At 41.8% G+C, this 21,258-nt stretch carries 14 protein-coding genes; all 14 read right to left on the bottom strand.

Annotated features, from left to right (window positions below; translation table 11 throughout):
* Positions 1-81: 81 nt before the first annotated feature.
* Entirely contained in the window at positions 82-1,494 is a 1,413-nt protein-coding gene (locus AB5213_RS10405; protein WP_368276663.1) for an amino acid adenylation domain-containing protein, read from the bottom strand.
* Between the two features lie 19 nt (positions 1,495-1,513).
* Complete coding sequence (locus tag AB5213_RS10400) at positions 1,514-2,506, bottom strand: S9 family peptidase (RefSeq protein ID WP_256171151.1); 993 nt, start codon at positions 2,504-2,506, stop codon at positions 1,514-1,516.
* A gap of 13 nt (positions 2,507-2,519) precedes the next feature.
* Entirely contained in the window at positions 2,520-3,929 is a 1,410-nt protein-coding gene (locus AB5213_RS10395) for a condensation domain-containing protein (RefSeq protein WP_368276662.1), read from the bottom strand.
* A complete protein-coding gene (locus AB5213_RS10390; RefSeq protein ID WP_368276661.1) occupies positions 3,929-11,599 on the bottom strand; it encodes an amino acid adenylation domain-containing protein in 7,671 nt (2,556 codons plus the stop codon). The genes AB5213_RS10395 and AB5213_RS10390 overlap by 1 nt, the downstream gene beginning before the upstream one ends.
* A 14-nt stretch (positions 11,600-11,613) precedes the next feature.
* Complete coding sequence (locus AB5213_RS10385) at positions 11,614-13,203, bottom strand: (2,3-dihydroxybenzoyl)adenylate synthase (protein WP_015528435.1); 1,590 nt, start codon at positions 13,201-13,203, stop codon at positions 11,614-11,616.
* Position 13,204: 1 nt separating this feature from the next.
* Positions 13,205-13,891, bottom strand: a complete 687-nt coding sequence (locus AB5213_RS10380; protein ID WP_015528434.1) for a 4'-phosphopantetheinyl transferase superfamily protein — start codon at positions 13,889-13,891, stop codon at positions 13,205-13,207.
* Positions 13,892-13,901: 10 nt separating this feature from the next.
* On the bottom strand, positions 13,902-14,621 hold the full coding sequence (locus tag AB5213_RS10375) for a thioesterase II family protein (RefSeq protein ID WP_179961046.1): 720 nt from the start codon (positions 14,619-14,621) through the stop codon (positions 13,902-13,904).
* Positions 14,622-14,710: 89 nt separating this feature from the next.
* Positions 14,711-15,310, bottom strand: coding sequence for an accessory gene regulator ArgB-like protein (locus AB5213_RS10370; RefSeq protein ID WP_054337272.1), 600 nt, complete (start codon positions 15,308-15,310; stop codon positions 14,711-14,713).
* Positions 15,310-15,468, bottom strand: a complete 159-nt coding sequence (locus AB5213_RS10365; RefSeq protein ID WP_015528432.1) for a cyclic lactone autoinducer peptide — start codon at positions 15,466-15,468, stop codon at positions 15,310-15,312. Before AB5213_RS10365 ends, AB5213_RS10370 begins: the two co-directional genes overlap by 1 nt.
* A gap of 101 nt (positions 15,469-15,569) precedes the next feature.
* Positions 15,570-16,865: a sensor histidine kinase gene (locus AB5213_RS10360; protein WP_015528431.1), complete on the bottom strand. Its 1,296-nt coding sequence runs from the start codon at positions 16,863-16,865 to the stop codon at positions 15,570-15,572.
* A complete protein-coding gene (locus AB5213_RS10355) occupies positions 16,862-17,599 on the bottom strand; it encodes a LytTR family DNA-binding domain-containing protein (RefSeq protein ID WP_015528430.1) in 738 nt (245 codons plus the stop codon). The genes AB5213_RS10360 and AB5213_RS10355 overlap by 4 nt, the downstream gene beginning before the upstream one ends.
* A gap of 87 nt (positions 17,600-17,686) precedes the next feature.
* Positions 17,687-17,926, bottom strand: coding sequence for a helix-turn-helix transcriptional regulator (locus tag AB5213_RS10350; protein WP_054337273.1), 240 nt, complete (start codon positions 17,924-17,926; stop codon positions 17,687-17,689).
* Positions 17,927-18,209: 283 nt separating this feature from the next.
* Positions 18,210-18,416 carry a PIN domain-containing protein gene (locus AB5213_RS10345; protein WP_055059678.1) on the bottom strand — a complete coding sequence of 69 codons (207 nt, stop codon included), beginning with the start codon at positions 18,414-18,416 and terminating at the stop codon, positions 18,210-18,212.
* 27 nt (positions 18,417-18,443) lie between these two features.
* A complete protein-coding gene (locus AB5213_RS10340) occupies positions 18,444-21,203 on the bottom strand; it encodes a YodL domain-containing protein (protein ID WP_368276660.1) in 2,760 nt (919 codons plus the stop codon).
* Between the last annotated feature and the right edge of the window lie 55 nt (positions 21,204-21,258).

Genomic DNA, 21,258 nt, shown 5'->3' with positions numbered 1-21,258 from the left:
ATTTTCAGACCAGCACTGGTGTGGTGGTCTTATTTTGATACCAAATTTTCAACCTGTATAAAATTTTCAATGTTCTTAAATTTAGCCTTGACTTTTTATTTGCAGGCTAATTATGGAATTCGGTATAGAATATTCAGGAAGATGTAGTTTGAGATAGCCTTCTATTTCATTCTCTGCAATGTACTCTCCCAAGTAAAATGCCACTAATTCTTTATGGTATTTATCCCCCTGAGCAACAACTACTGCTTCTTTTATTCCCAAAAAACTTTTTAATACACTTTCAATTTCACCCAACTCAATTCGATGCCCACGTATCTTTACTTGAGTATCCATTCTCCCTAGAAACTCTATTGTCCCATCTGCCCATCGCATTCCCCGGTCTCCGGTTCTATACCAACGCTCTCCTTTTACATCCGTAATGAATTTTTTCATAGTTAGCTCTTCATCATTAATATAGCCTTTTGCCAGACTGCCTCCTCCAATTTGCAATTCCCCAGGAATATTAACTCCGCAATCCACAAAATTTTCATCCATAATCCTATATTTCTGTTTTGGTAACGCTTGTCCATAAGGAATAGAGTTCCACGACTTATCTATTTTTGAAACACAATAATAGTTGGACCAAATTCCTCCTTCCGTCGCTCCACCTAACGCTACAAATTGTGAATTTATTGAGGTTACTTTATACCACTTCTCCGGTAAATAAAGCGGGACCCAATCCCCTGATACTAATGCCAACCGTAACTTATCAAAATGATTATTTTTCCTCATTATCAAAAACATATCCAATAGCGCAGGAGCACTATTCCAAATGGTAATTCCATAAATCTTTATCAGTTTTTCCCACACTTCTGGATCTCTAAAGTCATCTTCATTAATTAAAATAACGGTTCCTCCAGCAGCTAAAAGTCCAAATATATCAAAAACTGACAAATCAAAATCAAATGCCGATATACTTAATACAGAATCTTCCACGCCGATATTCCAGATACGTAATATTTCTTCTATTGTATTCGTTGCGGCCGCATGACTCATTTCTACTCCTTTGGGTTCTCCACTGGAGCCAGATGTATAAATAATATAGGCCGTATCTTTGGGATTGTTTTCAATACACCCACTCCATGGGGTCTCTTCTAAAAAGGTTTCATCCTGCAATACAAAAGCCGGCTTGACATTTTCTATAATTTTTTCCCGACGAGCTGATGGCTGCTTTATCGCAATCGGAACATACGCAGCACCTATTGCAAGAATACCTAACAATGCAGCTACTTGCCCAATACCTCTTGGCAATATAACTACAACTCTATCATTCTTCCTTACTCCTCTTTGCCACATATAGTTTGCTGCACGCAACGCATATAAACGCAACATCTTATAGGAAACTTTTTCATTTTCATAGATAAGCGCAATTCTCTCTGGATATTTCAATGCATTTTCATAAAACTCTCCATGTAATGTTTCCATTTTATTAAAAGGCTCTCGATTGTTCATCATATAAATCTCCATTCCCTAATTATTCCACATTCTTTCTAAGCCATTTTACAATGCTCACAATTACCTCATCTTCTATAGTACCGCCTTCATCCTTTAATGGAGATTCTACTTTAGAAAGCGAGTGTCCCAATCCTTTAAACAAAACTATATCTGCATAATTTCTTGCTGTCTTTGCTATTTTCACAGCTTCTACCGGAGAAATCCATCCGTCGTTCAAACCATGAAGTACTAAAATAGGTATTTGAAGCTTCTCTATATCATCTAAAATCCCTGTCCATGTTTCTCCAGGAGCATTCTCAGCAAATCGAATTAACGTAGTAGGATCTGCAACTATTTCATCTGCCAAAGGTATCCAATTATCGATTATACTGAATCTTCCCTTCCGTTCTGGATCAAGTTCTTCATTAAATTGCATATTTCCATCCTTATCCATTCCAAAAATAAGTAAATACAAAGAGAAAGTAATAGATGTGGAATCCGGTATACAATTCAAAAAATCTGAAATTTCTAATATGCCATCACTATTGTTATCTAACTCTTTCAACTTTTCTACTGTAAGTTCTTGCAATATATAGGAAAAATAGGAACTCCATCCCTCTGCAATACCCGACTGAAGAATTAAAGCCCGTACATTCGGAAACTCAGAAACTAAAGCTGTACAAACTCGTACTCCTTCACTCCATCCATAAAACAAAATCTCTCCTACCTCGGGCAATCCAACAACAAATCTCGTTACCTCTCTGGCATGTTGAATAATTTTTTCAATATCATAATTTTCTTTTTTTTCATAACGAAACACTGCATATCCGGCTTTCACAAACCCCTCACTCAGCAGATCAAAATTATGAGATACTATCCGTCCCATAGATTCAACTGTAGCGTGTCGATCTGATGGACCGGAACCATGAAATAGAATAATCGTTTTCCACTGACCTTGCCTTTCTGGCGAATCTAATTCTCCTGAAATTTTCATTCCATTTTCCAAAGTAATTTCAAACTCTTTTACAAACATATTTTTATCCTTTCTAATTTTTTTCCATAAATTTCTTTATATTATTTACATAAGTTCCAAAAATATCTGTAATATACTGTTTATCAAAAACGTCAATAATATAATCCCACGAAACCTTCAAATATCCTAAATCATCTCTCACATGATGATCTAAAACCACCTGTGGCGTTTGACTTATCGCATATTCTTCTTTGAAGGAATATCTCCGTTTTTCCACTTCAGACACATTACCATCTAACATACAAGTAAACACTACTGGCATAATTGCTTTTCCTGCTCTTCCTGAAGAAAGCATTTTTAATATATTGCTTCCTTCAAATTCTCTATATTGAACTAATCGCCACATCTGTTCCTGAGTTACCCGAATGGCATCCAGCAAATCTGCTTTTCCTTGGTATGATATTACTGCGTTGTTAGTAAATTCACCCAGTATCTCATTTACATCTTCATGCAATAACTGCCTGTTAAATAATGTCACATTTATAGTAAATGCAGGGTTCTCACTATATTGAGCCAGTGTTTTCATAAAAATTGTAGAAATTACTGCTGCTGGAGTAAAATGATAGTTTCTTATTTTCTCATATAATCGTTGCGTTTCTGCAAAAGAAAAATCATATTCAATTCTATCAAACCTTATATTCTGCACTTCTGTAAATTTTTTTTGATAATCCAGCATGGGAAAGTTCGGCATATTTTTTATTTTTTCTTTCCAATATTTTTCAGCCTTTAAATCCTTTTTATCTGCTTTTAATCTCATGTAATTCATAAAAGAGATTCGTGGAAATTTAACATCTTCTCCATAATATAAGCTAAAAATCTCGTCCAACAGTAACTTTGCACTCCACGCATCCAAAATAATACAATCAAAATCTATATGTAAAACACTTGTCTTTCCTGATGTCTTCCCGACACAAAAATGAAACATAGGCCATTTATAATAATTATATCTATGATGACTTCTTTCTAATCGCTTTTGTTCTCTAACATTCTCATCATATAATGAATAAATTGGCACAGAATAATATGGTACATTATCTAAAAAGCTCGCTTTCCCTTCATGTGTTACAATTAACCGTAATACATCATTTTTAGAAATAACCAAATTTATCATTTGCTCAAGTCGTTCAACATTCAATGATTCTATTGTATATTCGATGTAATAATGCGCATTTACATTTCCCAACTCACACCCAGCCGTTTGTATTGCTGTTAATGGAATTACATTTTTTTCAACCATTCGAAGAAAATCTAAAATCTGACCTTTAGCCATTTTTAAAGTACCTAATATTTCCGGTGCTAATTGTCCGTTTTTAGATCTATATCGAATTTTCTCTCCTTCCGCCCAAATTTGGATGCTTTTTTCTCTAAGTTGCTCCAAAAACTCCAAAATTTCCGCATCATTATTAAATATGTATTTGCTCATTACATTTCCTCTAATATGTATCTTTCAATTTCACTGATAGTCGGATGCTCAAATAATTTACCGATATCTATAAAATGCTCTATTTCCTCCGTCATTTGATTAGTAATTTGTATTGCCTGTATTGAATTTCCACCTATTTCAAAAAAGTTATCATTTATATCAATGTTTTCACTTTTCAGAATTTTTCTCCAGATTGCAAGCAATCGCTTCTGAAGTTGAGTGAGTTCTTTCTCGTTATTACTCTTTTTAGGAATAGGCTTTTTATTCTGCTCTACAACATTCAAAATTTTATGAATATCCTTTTTTCCGTTTGAATTAAGTGGAATAGTCTTCATTTTTATGTAGCCTTTAGGAATCATATAAAGAGGAAGCTCTTTTTGTAACATTTCTTTATAAAACCTATCTTGTCGGTCACGATACTCTTCTTCCTCTACCAATACAGCACATAAGTCTTCTATTTTATTTTCCATTCTTACCAAAACAAACGCTTCCGTTATTCCTTGAATTTTTCTCAATGCAGTTTCAATTTCCCCAAGTTCAACCCGATAACCATTGATTTTTACCTGATTATCCAATCTCCCAAGGAACTCAATATTACCGTCACTCCAGTACCGTCCCATATCTCCAGTGCAATACAGCCTTTCCCCAGTTCTATCTAAAACAACAAATTTATCCTCTGTTTTTTCTTTATCGTTTAAATATCCCTGTGCAACGCCATCTCCGACAATATAAAGCGTTCCCGGTACCCAGTCCGGGCAATCTTCCATATGCTGATCCAGAACATAATACTTCTGGTTTGCAAGCGGTTTCCCATACGGAATACTCTTCCAATCTTCCGGCACAACTTCTGGAATCTCGAAATGATTGGACCAAATACTGCCTTCCGTCGCTCCTCCAAGTGCAACAATCTCAACATTCTGAAACAGATTACGGATTCTCCCCGGAAGTGAAACCGGAACCCAGTCGCCACTCATCATTACCAACCGCAACGATTGTGAAGTTACCTGCCTTTGATATTCCTCATATTCTGCCAGCATTTCTACAAAAGCTGGCACGCTGTTCCATACGGTAATATTCTCATGATTCATCCACTGAATCCAATGTGCCGGATCTTTTCCATATTCCGGATCTGGAAGGACCAATTTTCCGCCTGCGCCTAAAATGCCAAAAACATCATAAACAGACAGGTCAAAATGAAGATTAGAAATTCCAAACGCAGTATCCTGCTCAGTAATCTGATAGCGTGCATTGATATCCAGTATTGTATTAACTGCATTATGGTGGGTAATCATTACTCCTTTCGGCGTCCCGGTTGTTCCCGACGTATAGATCACATACGCAAGATCTCCCACCTTATTCTCCTGTGCTTTGTATTCAGAATTACCTTTTAATCCCGACACAGGAATACAATCCCACTCGTGCATCCATTCGGTATCCTGCTCATCCGCCTGATTCTGCACAAGAATGATTCTTGTTCCACTGTCACGGAGAATCTTTTCAACTCGTTCTCTCGGATTATGGATATCTATCGGAAGATATGCGGCTCCGGCAAACATGATTCCATAAACAGCAACTACCTGCTCCCACCCTTTTTCCATAAATACAGCTACCGTCTCTTCTTTTTTTATTCCCATGCTCTTCAACTGCCCGGAAATGTAAAACGCCTCTTCTTTTATCTCCCTATATGTCATCCGCCTGCTGCACGTTACCAGCGCCTCCTTATCCGGGAATCTGTCTGTCGCCTCCAAAAATAATCCATCCAATGTTTTCTCTTCAAATTCAATCGCCGTTTCATTCGCCTGACGCCGTTTATCTGAAATTTCCGCTGTTACCAAACTTGCCGTTTTTTCCTGCATGATCTCCGGATGAACTGCCAGCGTATGAAGCAGGCCGGTATATGCCCGGAACATCTCATCCAGCATTCCCGGATAAAACAATTCATCTACAGAATCCCAGAACAGGCATAAGCTGCCATCCATTTCAACCACCTGATGATCCAGCCACACCTGCGGTGTCTGTGAAATGTTATAATTCAGTTTTCCAAGCCACTTGCCTTCATTCCACTGCTCCACGCCAAGACCACTGGTAAACACTACCGGCATAATAGCGCCCCGCATATTTCCAGTCTTTTTCTTTAATTCGCGCTCCAGTTCAACCGCGCCATAAGCTGTATGCTCCAGATCTTCTGTAAGCTGCTTCTGAATTGCCTTTGTCCTTTCCGCAAAATTATTCCCTGCATTCTTTATCTCCAGCAATGTCAGTGTTGTAAAATCTCCAACCAGATTGTTCACTTCCGGATGCAATTGTTTCCGGTCAAACTGCGTCAGATTAAGTGTAAAATCCTTATTACTGCTCCACAAGCGGAGAGTCTCCGCATAAGCACTCATCAAAAGAACAGAAGGCGTTACCTCCAGTCTTCCCGCCGCGTCTTTTACAGACAGCCATTCTTTCTGTGACAGTTTTGCGCTCCGGCGACAGAAACGCTGCTCTGTAATCTGGCTTTCGTTCTTTGCAAGCAGCAGATCCGGTGCGTCCGCAAAAGTCTCCACCCGGTCTTCCCAATATTTTTTATCTTTCTCATAAGCAGAGGTAGACTTTATCTGCTCCAGTCCCAGCACGTAATCCCGGAAAGACAAAGTAATCGGCATTTCCGCTTTTCCATTTCGATATACTTCTGCCCACTCATTTAAGAGATGGAACATACTCCAGCCATCAAAGATAATATTATCAAAACTGATATGGATTCTATGCTTCTGGTCCTCTATTTTAGTGATTCGCACATCAAACAGAGGCCATTCATCTGTCTGAATTACCTGATGAGACATCTCTGCCCGTTTTTCATCCAATGCCTTTTCTTTTTCTGTCACTTCCAATTGTCGGATATCCGTCACGTCAATATGATACTGTGAAGTATTCTCCAGTATGCGCTGCATACCATCCGGCTGGATAATAACACGCATCATCCCATGCCTCTGTATCAACAGATTCCATGCCGCCTCTGCGCACTCAGTATCAAGGCCGTCTGCATCCAGTTCAAAATAACAGTGCGTTGCAACATTTCCCAATTCATACAATCCGCTTCTGCCAAGCCAGTAAGCATACTGCACATCGGTTAATGGGAACGGATGATATGCTTCCTCCAGATTCGGTTTGATCTGCAGTGTATCTTCTTTCTGTTCGGACTGTTCAATAGCTTTTGCCAGAGATTTTACGGTCAGATTTTCAAAAATCGTGCTGATCGTTATTTTGCAGCCGAAGGTTTTCTGTACTTCCGAGATCAACCTTGTGGCAATCAGCGAGTCTCCCCCAAGGCTAAAATAATTATCTTCAATTCCGATATTTTCATATCCAAATAATTGTTTCCAGATATCTAAAAGCTTTTCTTCTGTTTCTGTCGTTGCCTTTGAAAATCGGATAACCGCAGTTTCTTCTTTAAAATCTTCCCGCAATTGCTTCCTGTTAATCTTCCCATTGGACAATGTTGGGAGCTGCTCCATGAAATGATAGTTCTGTGGAACCATATACTCCGGCAGTTTTTCTGACAGATATTCCCTTAGTGCTCCATTATGATAGGACAGGACAGACGCCTGCTGTCTGCTGCAGCATATACATCTTCCATATCTCTCTGTCACAGCACAGTCTTCGCCCAATCCTGCCTCTGATAAACATTCTCTCCACAGCAGGCAATCCGGGGTAACCAGCCCTGCTTCTTTTCTCTTGTCCCGAATATCCGCAAAACCATTTTCCAAAAAAGCCGCTGTAAGTTCCTGAAGGTATGTCCTTACCACAAGGTCAGTCATCAGCAATATTCCGTTTGGCTTCAGTAATTCCGCTACTTTCTTTACCGCATCCGCAGCATCAATATTTCTATGTAAAGCATTTACCGATATCACAACGTCATAACTATGCAAGGACATCTGCTGCTTATCCATGCCTTCTTCCAGATTCAGCATCTCAAACTCGACTCTCTCATATCCCGCAAGTTCTTTCTCTGCTTCCTGCAGAAAATATTTTGAAGAATCCGCATAAGTATAAGCCACGCTTACATCTTCCAGTGCATTCAAAAACTGTCTTGTAATTGCAGTGTCCCTTGTACCAATTTCTATAATCTGGAGTGGCTCTTTTCTGCGTTCTTCTGCCAGAAGCCTTAATCCCTGCACCAGTCTTTCCACTGTTTCCTCGCAGCCCGGAATCCTCCGAAGCAGCATATTCGGAGCCAAAGCCGGCTCTTTCTGGTAGAATACGTCCAGCGGAACTTCATTCCCAGTAACCATATGCTTCAGATACGGCTTCAGTTTATTAAAATACGTTTCCGTATCTCCAGCTTTTTCCGGTACAGCCACTTCCTTCCCGGTACGCGATAGTCTGCCGTCCTCTTCTCTCAGGATTCCTTCCTTCTTTAAAATTTCCAACCATCTTGCCACAGTATTCTTCTGTGTTTCCGTAATGCTCCCTTTTTCAAAAATTTCCTTCTGCGAAAGAACTTCCTTCTCTGATACAAAAATGCCTAACTCTATGAGTGTCTCCAGCATAAGCTGTACACATCTCTGGTCTGCATAGGCAAGGAAATTTTTGTATGCTGTCTTCCGTTCCTGCTGCATCTGCCAATTGCTGACATCATCCTTCAGTTCTTTCCAGCCCCCGCCAAAGATATCTGTGCCGTACAAATACGTTGTAACTTTAGAATCTTCCTGTATCGGCGCTCCGATATAAGCAGCCAGCGTTTTATTGCCATGACCATCACTAACTGTATCAACAACTGCATGAGCCACACCCGGAAACTCCTGAATCGCATGTTCAATTTCTCCCAATTCAATCCTGTGTCCGCGAATCTTTACCTGATGGTCTTTTCTTCCCAAAAATTCAATTGTCTCATCATCCCAGATTCTTCCGAGATCGCCGGTCCGATACCATCTTCCATACTGATCTGTGATAAATTTCTGCCCCGTAAGCGCAGAATCTCCCCTATATCCTTTTGCTACACCAAAACCGCCAATCCAGAGTTCACCTTCTGCCCAGTAAGGGCAATCCCTTCCATACTCATCCACAACACGATATGCCTGATATCTGAGTGGCTTTCCATAAGGAATAGATTTCCAGTTTTTCGGCATCGGCAGGGTAACATTCTGATAATTGGACCAGATACTTGCCTCTGTAGCTCCTCCCATAGCGACAAACTGGCAATCCTCTGTCCATGCCGCAACCCTCTGCGGGAGATCCATCCCAATCCAATCTCCAGAAAGCATAACCGCCCTGATCGGCAGTTTCTGTTTCATGGATTCCGCCCGTATCAAAAGCATATCCAGAAGCACCGGCACTGAATTCCAAACGGTAATCTGATATTTCAACACTTGTTCCAGCCAGTAATCCGCATTCCTTCTCTCCTGCTCTGGAAGCAATACCAATGTTCCTCCTGCGCCTAAAATTCCAAAAACATCATATACCGACAGGTCAAAATCCATAGCTGATACAGCCAGCGCCCGATCTGCACTTGTCACATGGTACTTTTCATTAATATCCTGAACCGTATTCCATGCGCTTTCATGCGCAATCTCTACACCCTTCGGAACACCTGTAGAGCCTGACGTCATGATGATATAGGCGCTGTCCTTCGGCGACACCTCTGGCAGTCTCACATTTTCCTGTCCCTCTTCCATACCTTCCATCACAAGGATTTCCGTACCTTCCGGCCAGTCCAGTTTTTCGGATAATTCCCGATTCGTGACCACATAGCGGACTCCCGTCTTCTCATGGATTAACGCTCTCCGATCTTTAGGCTGGCTTAAGCTGACCGGAAGGTATGAATTTCCGGAAAGCAAAATTCCTAATGCCGCCTCGATCTGTTCTATCCCGCGCGGCAGGGTAAGTGCAACCGGGACTCCCTTAATATCCTTTTCTGAAATCCCTGCCGCCACTGCTGTCGCCCGTGCTTTTAATTCCCCATAGGAAACCGATCTTCCGCTTCCCGCATCAATAAGCGCAATATCTTCCGGGCAAACTTCCGCATGGTTCATAACAGCCCAATGCAGGCATTCCACACGCTCCGGCACTCCTGTACGCGCTGTATCTTCAATTTCTCTTTTTCTTTTTTCAGGAAGCACATCAAATCGCTGATTCCAGTCCTTCTTTCCCAATTCATGCAGAAGATTCTCAAAACACTCCAGCATATCCGGGATCATATTCTCCGGGAATAACTTATCCACGCTGTCCCATGTAAGCTGTACGCCATTTTCATCTTCATAACTCTGAAAGTCATTCCACACCTGCGGCGTTTGGGAAATCATATAGGAAAACTGCCCCAGTTCTTTCCGGAACGTATCATTTACCAACGGCGTTCCCAGATTGCAGGCAAAAACAACCGGCGCCACTGCCGATGCGTCTCCATACATCTGTGCAAGGTCTCTCTGGACTTGCACGCCGGAATATGCCGTATACTTCATATCCTCATGGAGCTGCTTCTGGATCCTGTCTAGCAATTCTGCAAACGTCGGATTCCCTTCGCAGTCAATCTCCAGCAATAACAGTGTAGTGAAATCTGCTATCACGTCTTCCAATCCCTGCTGCTCTGTTTTCCGGTTAAAAAATGGAATATTAATAAGGAAACGATGATTCCTGCTCCACCGTTCCAAAACCGTCGCATATGCAGTAAGAAGAACCATTGCCGGAGTTGTCTGGTATTCCTTTGCCCGTACTTGCAGATGAGCCCACTCTTCCTTGCCAATCCTTACAATCCTGCGGTTGAATACAGTCTTTGTCACTTCCTGCGGCCGTTTTGCCAGTGGCAGGCCTGGCCCTTTCGGCAAATGCTCCAAGCGTTTTTTCCAGTATCCTTCTGCATTGTTTCTCTCTTCCTTATCTTCCTCTTTCTGCCGTTCCAGATAAGAAGCAAAATTCCACCCTTTTGATTCTGCCGGAAGGCTTTCTCCGCGATAGGCAGCCGCCAAATCCCTCAATAAGATCTGCAAACTCTGTACATCGGCAACCAAAAGTGCCATATCCACGTGCATGCGTGCCCTATTTTCAGGAAAAAGCGTAAGCTCTATTCCTGCCACTTCGCCTTCCTCGATTTTTAGCTTCCGATGGGATAAACGTTCTCTGACAGATACTGCCATTGCCTCGGCTTCCTCAGATGGCATCCGTGAAAAATCATGAACCTTTATTTTTTCACAATACGGCTTATCCAGGATTTTCTGTGTCCCATCTTCCAGAAAGCAGGCACGCAGCATGGGATGATGATACTGCAGCACATTCCATGCTTTTTCCAGACGCTCCGGATCTATATTTCCCCCATCAAACTCTAAATACGCATGACAGTCTATTCCTCCAAGAGCCTGTTCTTCATCCCTGCCAACCCAATATGCATACTGTACGTCTGTTAAAGGAAACGGCTGTTTCATATCCTTTTCCGGCGTTATCTTAGATTCTTGCGCCCGTTTTTTGCCCGCTTTTTTCTTCATGCTGCGCTGGATTAGCGCCCACCAGCCTTCAAGGGTAGGATTTTCCATCAATGAACCGAATGAAACCTTAACCCCCTGTTTTCTCCACTGGTTTACCAGACGCATGATCGTCAGGGATGAAAGCCCAAGCTCCAGCAGATTTTCGGAATCTCCCAAATCTCTGGCTACCGGCAGCTTTTGTTTGATCTGTTCCTTTATCTCTATATATTCCATAATTCTGTCTCCTTCTATTTTTCCTGTGCCATCCGTTCTAATGCTTTCTTATCTATTTTTCCTACGCTGGTCAGCGGCCATGTCTCTACCCATTCTATCTGATCCGGCATTTTATACGCCGCAACGCCTATTTCCCGCAGGAACCTGTGGATTTCCTGTAAATCGATCCCGGCTTCATCATCGGTCACAAGGAATGCACATATCCGGTTTCCAAGGGTTTCATCCGGAACGCCGACAACGGCTGCCTCTTTGATTTTCGAATGCCTGCAAAGGTAAGCTTCAATCTCTGAAGGCATGATCTTTTCTCCGGCGCGGTTAATCTGCTCTTTGATCCTCCCGCCCAAACGTAACCTTCCGTCTTTCGTCCACATAGCTTTATCGCCCGTCCGGTAAAATCCGTCCGGCGTAAAGCTCTTTTTATTCGCTTCCTCCGCCATATAATAACCATCAATCGTATACGGGCCTCTGGATAATAATTCCCCAAAAACTCCTTCCGGTACGGCCTTATCTTCTTCATCCACAATCTTCACTTCATCCGCAGGAGACACCGGAGTTCCCTGGCATCTTGCGATCAGGGAACCTTCATCCTCCGGGCTAGTAAAGGACAGTAGCCCCTCCGCCGTACCAAATACCTGCATCAGTTTACACGGCCATTCTTCAATGATCTTATCCGCAAGGGAATCTTCCAGCATTGCGCCGCCCACCTGCAAAATCCGCAGGCTGGATATATCATAATCTTCATCCCATTCCAGCATTTCCATGCACACAGTAACCATAGCAGGAACCAATGCCGTTATCGTGACACCTTCCTCTGTAATTGCGTCAAGGATATCATCCGGGCTGGTCGCAGACGCAAGCACAACTTTTCCTCCCACGTCCAGCGTGCCTAAAAGCCCCGGGCAGCATAACGGGAAATTATGAGCTACCGGAAGAGACGCCAGATAAACGTCACTGCTATCCAGGCGGCATCTCTTCGCGGACATGCGGGCATTATACATGTAATCCGTATGGGTGCGCGGAATCAGTTTCGGAACCCCTGTCGTCCCGCCTGACAGCAAAAGCACCGCCGTTTCATACCCATCCACAGCCGGAAATGCTCCATTTTCTCCACACGTTTCCGCAATCATTCCACTGATATCCCCGGATTCGCTATCTATAAATATATGCCGGATACATGAATATTTCTCTTTCATCGCATTTGCCATCGGCACATATGAAAATCCCAGATATTTCTCCACCACAATATAAGCGGCCGGCTTTGCCAGTTCAATAATTCCTTCCAGTTCCGCCTCCCTGTGGGCCGGCAGCATCATGATTGGCACCGCCCCAATCTTGGAAAGCGCAAAAAACACGATCACAAAAGAAATCCTGTTCGGAAGCTGCACAAGCACTTTATCTCCCTTTAAAATCCCTTTACGCAGAAAAGCTGCCGCAAGACAATCTGCTTTTTGCTTTAATTCCATATAACTGATCTCGTCTTCACTGTCCGTGACCGCAGTTCTTTCTCCATATTTTTCCGCCCACCTATCAAGCTGTTCTCCAAAGCCACATCTCTCCCAGCCTTCCAGATTCTCATATTTGCTCATATCTTTCTTATAACCCATTTTATCTGTCTCCTTTCTTATGCGCCGCCACATACGCAGCATATCCTTTGATCCTGACCGGATACAGAAACCAGTCCTGATCTTTCTTATCTTTTTCTGCAATTTTTCCGTTTCTGACAGAGAAGAAATCCATTCCTCTTCCTAATCCAATCCCAAGCGCCTTTACATATGCCTCTTTCGCCGCCCAGTACTGGAAAAACAGATCCGGTCCTTCATTTTTTACATCTTCCGCTTCTTCTGCAGTATAAAAATTTTCCGCTATCTCCCTATAGTCCGGGCACTCTGCCATCTCCTGCACATCCACTCCGATATCCATTCCGACAGCGAATACCGCCAGTATGAATTCACCCGAGTGCGAAATGTTAAAATCCACTGTCCGCTTTCCTGCAATCTTTTTATGATAAGGCTTACCCAGTTCATTGACAGAAAAATCAATCGTTTCCATATCTAAGTATCTTTTTAAGAGGATCCGCACGACAACCTTCCCGGCTATATAACGCATCCTGTCTTCAGGAAAACGGAATCTTCCGGCTTGCTCCAATTCCTGCCCACTCAGGATATATTCATGGTTCTTCCAGAAATCTGTCATTTCAGACCAGCGGATACACCATATATGTATCTCATTTTCACGGATATAAAGTTTGTCTGCTGACAGAAATTCCTTTTCTCCGTATCGTTTAATCTCCATTTTTCATTCTCTAAAGCAGTCTCATGACCTCACTTATTACTTCGTCTTCACAATCCCGCAGATAAAAATGTCCTCCCGGAAATATCCTGTAGTTAAAATCATTGTCCGTATACTTTCCCCATTCCAAGATCGCACTCTCATCCGCTTCTCCGTCCTTTTCTCCGCCAAATGCAGCGATAGGCGTATGCAGCACTATTCCCGCCTTGTCATAATACGTTTCATCCATGGTAAAATCTGCCCGCAGCATAGGCAGAAAGAAATCCAGCAATTCCTGGTTCTCCAGTACCTCCTTTGGCGTCCCTTCAAATCTCCCCAGTTCCCTCTTAAACTCTTCATCCGGAAGATGATATATTGGATTTGGCTCCGGAATACTAGGAACCCGGCTGCCGGAAATAAACAGACATTTTGCAGTATATCCCGCTGCCTCCAACCGTTTTTCCAGCTCATAGGCGATCTTCCCACCCATACTGTGTCCCCATAAGGCATACGGTCCGTACACAACCTTTCTTACAGCCTCTTCCAGGTCATCTAACATAACCGACATATCTATATACGGTTTCTCCATGATCTGTTCTTCCCTTCCCGGAAGCTGAACTGGACATACCGTTACTTTCCCCTGCATCTTTTTCGCCCACTGGTTATAAGCAGAAGCACCGCCTCCCGCAAATGGCAGACAAAACAAGGTTATTTTCTCTTTACTAATGTTTTCCGTATTTTTTATCAATTTCATATTCACTTTTATATTCCTCTGGCATAATGTTCTTTTTCTCTCTGTTTACCATCATTTTGTAATATGTTTTTCTCAATCATTTCTTATTTCTACCTGTAATTAGTTACCTCTAACTCTTTGTCAAAAAAAATTTTGATCCATCCCAATATCAAACCGGACGCCAAAACAATATGCGCTACCATAAGCCCCTTTACGATCAGGGAATATCCGGTCACAGAAAAAACACCTGCTATCGCACATTCAATCACTAAAATTACCCTCGCGCGCATCCCATAAACTTTCTTCTCTTTCACATCCAGTTTCTTGCTGCTGGCATCCACCGGTGCCATAGCAAATATGAATCCAACTGCGACAAGCCATATAATCCGCATTTGCCACGTCACAATTAGGTCAGATGCCAGATACTGACTGCATAGAAGGACAAGGATACTGGAAACAATCATGCAGCTCCCTGCTTTTTCTAAATGAATTCCTCCGGCATACTGCCTTAGAACAGTAAAGGGCAATAAAAAGACTAGCATCTCCAGCCAATTCCCCGTTGCGATGCCAAGTATGACAGTGATAAGGTATATCGCGACCCTGCCCAGCAGTACACCGTAAGCATATTCATACAACCTGCGGTCTTTTTCTTCAAGAATCCCGTTCCTTTTTTGCACTTCAAAAAGCCAGCCGGTAGTTTTTTTCCACACTAGAATTTCCTCATTTTCTTAACTTCTTCCGGCTCTTCTTCCTGATAGTACAGCCAGTTGCACGCCAGATTTGCCGTATATGCCGTCAGGCAGAGTGCAAGACAGTTTACAACTCCAAGTACTTTGATACCCAAGCTTTTTCTGATTGTTTTTTTCATAGTTACATGCCTCCTTTTTTTTCGAAAGTTTACACAAAAATCGCCCTCTTTTCAATTACCGTGGCAAAAACGGTAACTTTTTGGGCGATTTTTGCACATCTTTATTTTATTGTAAAGATCAGCTTAACAGAGAACTCCTGTTCTCCGACCTCCACTCTCATAATTCCAGCATACTTTTTAACCAGTTTTCCAACCGTATGCAGTCCGATCCCGTGACTGTCTGCATCTCTTTTGGTGCTTATGTACCGGTCCTTGTCCTTTAACAGCGGAACAACATACCCGTTGCAAAATTCCATAACAAGGAAATGTTCCTCATTTCCCATATACATCCTGCATTCTACATATCGGCCATCTTTTGTCTTTTCTGCCGCTTCCAGTGCGTTATCCAAAAGATTACCTACGATTGAGATCATATCCAGTTCTTCCAAAAAGTCCAGCCTGAGATCATTACCCAGGGTAATCTTATAGGAAATATTCTTAGATTCCGCAAGGAATTTCCTTTCGCACAGGATGCTGTTCAAGATCGGGTGTTCGCAATACACACCTTTTTGAAGGCTCTGAATCCGGACACCTAAATGTTCCATAATCTCCTTGACCTCTTGATTTTCTCCTTCTTCCATCAAACCGGCTACTGTACAAATAAATTTATTTATATCGTGTAAGAATGCCCTGTTATCCTCATTGACCTTATTCATATACTGTAAATTAGCAATCTCCGCCCTGCTTTTCTGGTAAAGCCGGGCCATCTTCTTCACTTCTTCTGATTTCTCTACAAACCGGTCAAACACTGAGAAAATGAAGATATTCGTCAATAGCAGCAGTGAAGCTCCTACCGGAACCATAACCCTGTTCATTCCTTCAAAAGAAATATTTGAATAAAACACACATCCTAATATAATGATCGTAGCGGTTGGCAGCATGAGCAGCACAGTAAAAGTTTTATTCTCAATCGTCAGATAATCCCTTTTTCTCGTTACCTGATTAATGCATTTAATAAACAGAAATGTCATGGTACTCATCAGTAGTAGCGCTAATGTCTTTTCTATTTCCGTCCCAAAACCCTCAGATGCACCTGTCACGCCATACGCATTCGTAAGCGTTGCAAAGAGAAATTCAGGAATAATTGCCAGCACATAATAGCAGCATACTATAACCAGCTTCTTCCATATATTTCCCCGGAACACAACCATTGACACAATCATATACGTTACCGGAATCATTACCATATTAAATATTGAGGATTCCAAGTGGTTGATTCCGAGCATTACCAGCGCTATGACAAAATATACGAGAAATTTTCCCAAAAAGTTTTCTCTTCTGTATGGGAGCATGTTCTTTTCCAGATCTTCCAACAGATACATCTGAAGAAGGCAGATCAAAAAATCTCTTACTATCATACCATGCCGTTCCTTTCCCCAAGAAACATGATCAGAGCGTCAGCAAACTGACCTTTTCTCGACCTTGAAACATTCAATTGGATTCCCATCTGTAGCAGCGCCACATTCTTTTCCAATCCTTCCACTTTCGCCAGATTTACAATATAACTGTTATGTGCATACTCAAATCCCCTTCCGGCCAGACGTTCATATAAATCGCCTAAAGATTCCTTACAATGCATCTCATCTATCTCCCCCTGCCTAGCAACGTATATAGAGCAACCCCTTTTCGCCAGACAGATATATAAAATGTCTTCCGTATAGATACGAATTACTCTTCCCGCTGATGTAACCGTCACGGAATAATCTCCACAGTGCAATTTTACTTTTGATAAAATCGCAGGGATTTCCCTTTTCAGACTTCTGTCATGCAAGTCTTTCATAATATAACGGAACGGCTGCCCAATATTGATGCTATCTGGAGTCGGTTCAAAGTATCCGGAGCAGAACACCAATATCGCTGCCCTATTGTATTCCCTCAGCTTCAGTACCGATTTATTCCCATCCAATCCGGGCATACGCATATCCATAAAGACCAAATCATGCAAAATATCAGCATTTTCCAGTAGTTCCTTTCCTGACTCGTATTCATAAAACCGTATCTCGCTCTTAGGAAGAATCCCTTCCGTTTCTATAACCTTCTCTATTTTCTCCCTATAATTTTTATCATCATCGCAAATTGCTATTTTATACATCTATGTCCTCATAGGTTAGTTTTTCCTAACTCTTTTTCATAAAAAATCCATCCTGCAGAATCTGAATCCTATGAGCATTTACTCTTCCTATAGTTCGGGTTCCAAATCTGCAAAGATGGGATCAGCAAAAAATTCCTGTATTGTGACATCCAATCCATCGCATATCTTTTTTATTGTAACTACGCCAGCATTCTTACTCTGACCATACAAAATATTCTTTAATGTCGAAGGAGGAACGCCAGAACATACCGCCGCCTCATTCACTGTGATATCTTTCTGATTAATCAGATCGTTTAAACGATATATGACCGCTGTTTTTATATCCACGGTATCGACCACCTTTTTTTCTTCTATTTTATATAAATCGGCTTTAAAAGGTCGCCCATATATAGTCTTTTTGATCTATGTACGATATTTTTTTAACAGTTTTTCTTATTCTAGCAGAAATCAGCTAAATTTCTATATTTTATTAGATACATGAAACCCTGTGAGAACATTTCTGATCCTACGCAGGGTTTTCCACTTTGTTATAAAATTTTTATATTTTCCAGTATGCTGGATCGGAGTTATCATTCAACTTTCCTTCTGCTACCGATTGTAAAAACATATTTTACGAATAAATATTCAGCAGTTCTTCCGGAGAAAGCAGTGTAATCCAAAAGGAAAGAAAATCCTTTTTATTCCTTGTCACAATCGCATCACACTGATTCGCCTTCGTACAAGTTGCAAGCAGGCAGTCTTCAAAATCAGATACTCTCTGCAAATAAGCAGGCAGCACATCTTCGTTCGTCACTGTCAGCACTTTTGCTATGTCCAAAACGGAGCCAAGTGCCTTTCTATAAATTTATACCGTTCTTACATCCCGATCAGCTCCTCTCTCCGGGTCATCTTTTCCCTGCTTTTCTTGGATTTTTCTCTTATTGATTTCCAGTCGTTCATGAATAGATGGCTTCTTTGCCTTCGTAGTTGCTTTATTCTTTTCTGTTTGCATACTCGAAACTACCTTTTTCACAGCTTTGTCATTATCCCCTTTTGTCACATTCGCTGCTCTTGACGCTTCTACTCTGCTGTCCTGCTTTTCTGCAACCTGCCGTTCCTGCTTTTCCTGCACACTTTTTTCTTCCAGACTGCAAAAGCTCTGCAAATATGGCAGCACATGGTTCTGCATATCGGTCAGATCTTCCATACACTTCTGAAACTCTTCATTTCCCTTGTTTTTCAGATAACCAATCCAACTTTCATCCGTAAGTTTCAGTTCATTTTGGAGTTTCAGCTGACTTAAAATACCGCCATTTCCTGTTCCAATATCTATTTTCCCTTTGAAATATTGCAGCATTTTATCGCCTTTTTCCGCATAATATATAGTAAAAAACATCTGGGCTGTTACCATCGGCTCATCCGTCCTCGGATTACGGTCTGCGTACCATTCCTTATCCTTCTGTGCAGTACGGGAATCCAGATCTGAGAGCTTCTGACAGCGTGGTTCCATCAGCTCCCGCTTTTCACAGTAATTCACATACACCATCGGCTCTGTTTCTTTGGATATATCTGGTTCGTAGGATTTCAGCCGTTCCAGCAAAACACCTGCCCACACGGACTGCTCACAGTCTTCTTCAATCACATCCTTCAGAAAGGAAATATAAGAACCAACATTTCCACTTTGCAGATCCAGCATGACTTCCTGTAAGGTATCCTGCCCTGGTTCTACATGATCCCGGTAATCATACGGATCAAATGCTTCTGCAATCTCATCCAGTGCCTCTGCCAGCTGTTCTGTGGTCATCTTCTCTGGATACATTGCTTCTCGAACATCCCTCATCGGTACATACTTGTAGTCCGGCAATGCTTCATGAATTTTCTCAATCCCTTCCCGTACCAGTGCAAGCTCTCCATAAAACCGAACATCATCCATCAGATTTCCAAGTACTGTATTTCCTTTTACGATTGCAAATTCAGCATCATCGTAGTAACTGTCTTCCGGATCACGATAGATAATTCCCATCGAGCATCCCAGATACGCAGTTTCTGGATTCTCCTTATATTTTTCATAGACTGCAGCTATCTGATTAACATCGGTACTTTTTTCATAAGCTCCCATATCATGGAACTCATCACATTCTGTGGCAAAGTATTCCAGATAAGGTTCTTTCTTCAGTGGCATATTGTTAAGTACATTGTCAATCATGTTATAATTCGCCTCTTCCAGTTCTTCTACCTTAGCCAGTGGCTTATATTCGCCCTGGCTTTTCTGAATCTCTGCCATTACAACCTCATCCATTTCTTTCACTTTTTCCATCAACTGATCATAATCCCCACGGATGCGTTCTCCAGTCCAGCCTTCGTCTTCCAAAAGTTCCTCTGCCGCTTCTTCAATAGAAATTTCATCATTTTCATAGACGCCACCATCCATCAGACGGAAATCTTCATCGTAAAAGGAATAATCGTATCCTTCTTCTGTCCTCTGAATAGCAAAATACCGTTCTCCTACCTCATATGCCAGTTCACTAAGAACCTGTTCTTCCAGATTCAGGAAAGAATCCAGCTGTTCAAAACTGATACTGTCTACAAAATGAGCTGTTACTTTTTCCCCATCATTCAAAACAACGATATCACTGACAGACAGGGAATGCCCACGGAAGTCTTTCGGTCTATCAATGTTGAACCTTTCAAAAATATCATCCAGTGACGTATTTCCCAGTAATTCTCCAACATAGACCAGCTCATAATCTTCTTTTTTTATCTGCATACCATGACTTTCAATAAAACTCATATTCATAAATGCATAATTTTCGCCCGGTGAATCATCTTTGATCTGATAAATACCAAAGGTTCGCCTTGTTCCTAACAACAGGTTTGCCTCTTTCAAAGACTGAATCTGCGGATATTTCTGCATTTCCCATTCCAGGTTACGGAAACGCTCCCGTTCTGCCATGGACATCTGATAATGCTCCGGTCCTCGTTCGATTTCCATGCGTTCCGTGACATAGATTGGTGACGAAAAATTAGTAATCAGATAAATATCTGCTCCGGCATCGTATAATTTCAGTGCTTCTTCCTGCTCAATGACACTCATAGGCTCCTGAAATGCTCCAAAATCTTCATCGGCATAATCCAGATCCTGATCCCTTATCCGTTCCCACATCTGCGATTCCATGCCAAACAGACCTTCATGTGCCTGTATCATTTCTTTACTTGCATACTCTCCCTTACCGCCATCGCTGCCCAAGCAATAAATCTTAGAACCCATCCTGTGATAATCTAAGGCTGCTTCTTTTCTGAGCGGTACCATATCCTCTGCTGTATATCCATAGTCACGTAATTCCAGCTTGCCTATGGTTGGATCTGGTAAGTCCTGAATATCCATTTTTGCATCATCCAGAAGTTCCTCTACTTTATCTTCATCTGCCTGATTGATTGCATCTGTCAGATTTCTTACCAACGTCCTTACTTTCTCTTCCTCGCCAATCAGATTTGCATATTCAAAAATCTGTTCCTTTACATCCGCTGGAATCTCTATTCCCATGTGTTCTGCACGATCTATCTGTTCCTGCGTATATTCCTGCATTTTCTGCGTTTCTTTTCCTGTTATCATATTTCTCGCCATTCAAATTCCTCCTGTGTTCTAAAAAATGGCATAACCGGCAGAACCTTCTTCTACC

Source organism: Coprococcus sp. RTP21204st1_G4_RTP21204_210225, from assembly GCF_040915385.1.
GTDB lineage: Bacteria > Bacillota > Clostridia > Lachnospirales > Lachnospiraceae > Allocoprococcus > Allocoprococcus comes.
This window is presented reverse-complemented; position numbering and strand designations above follow the sequence as displayed.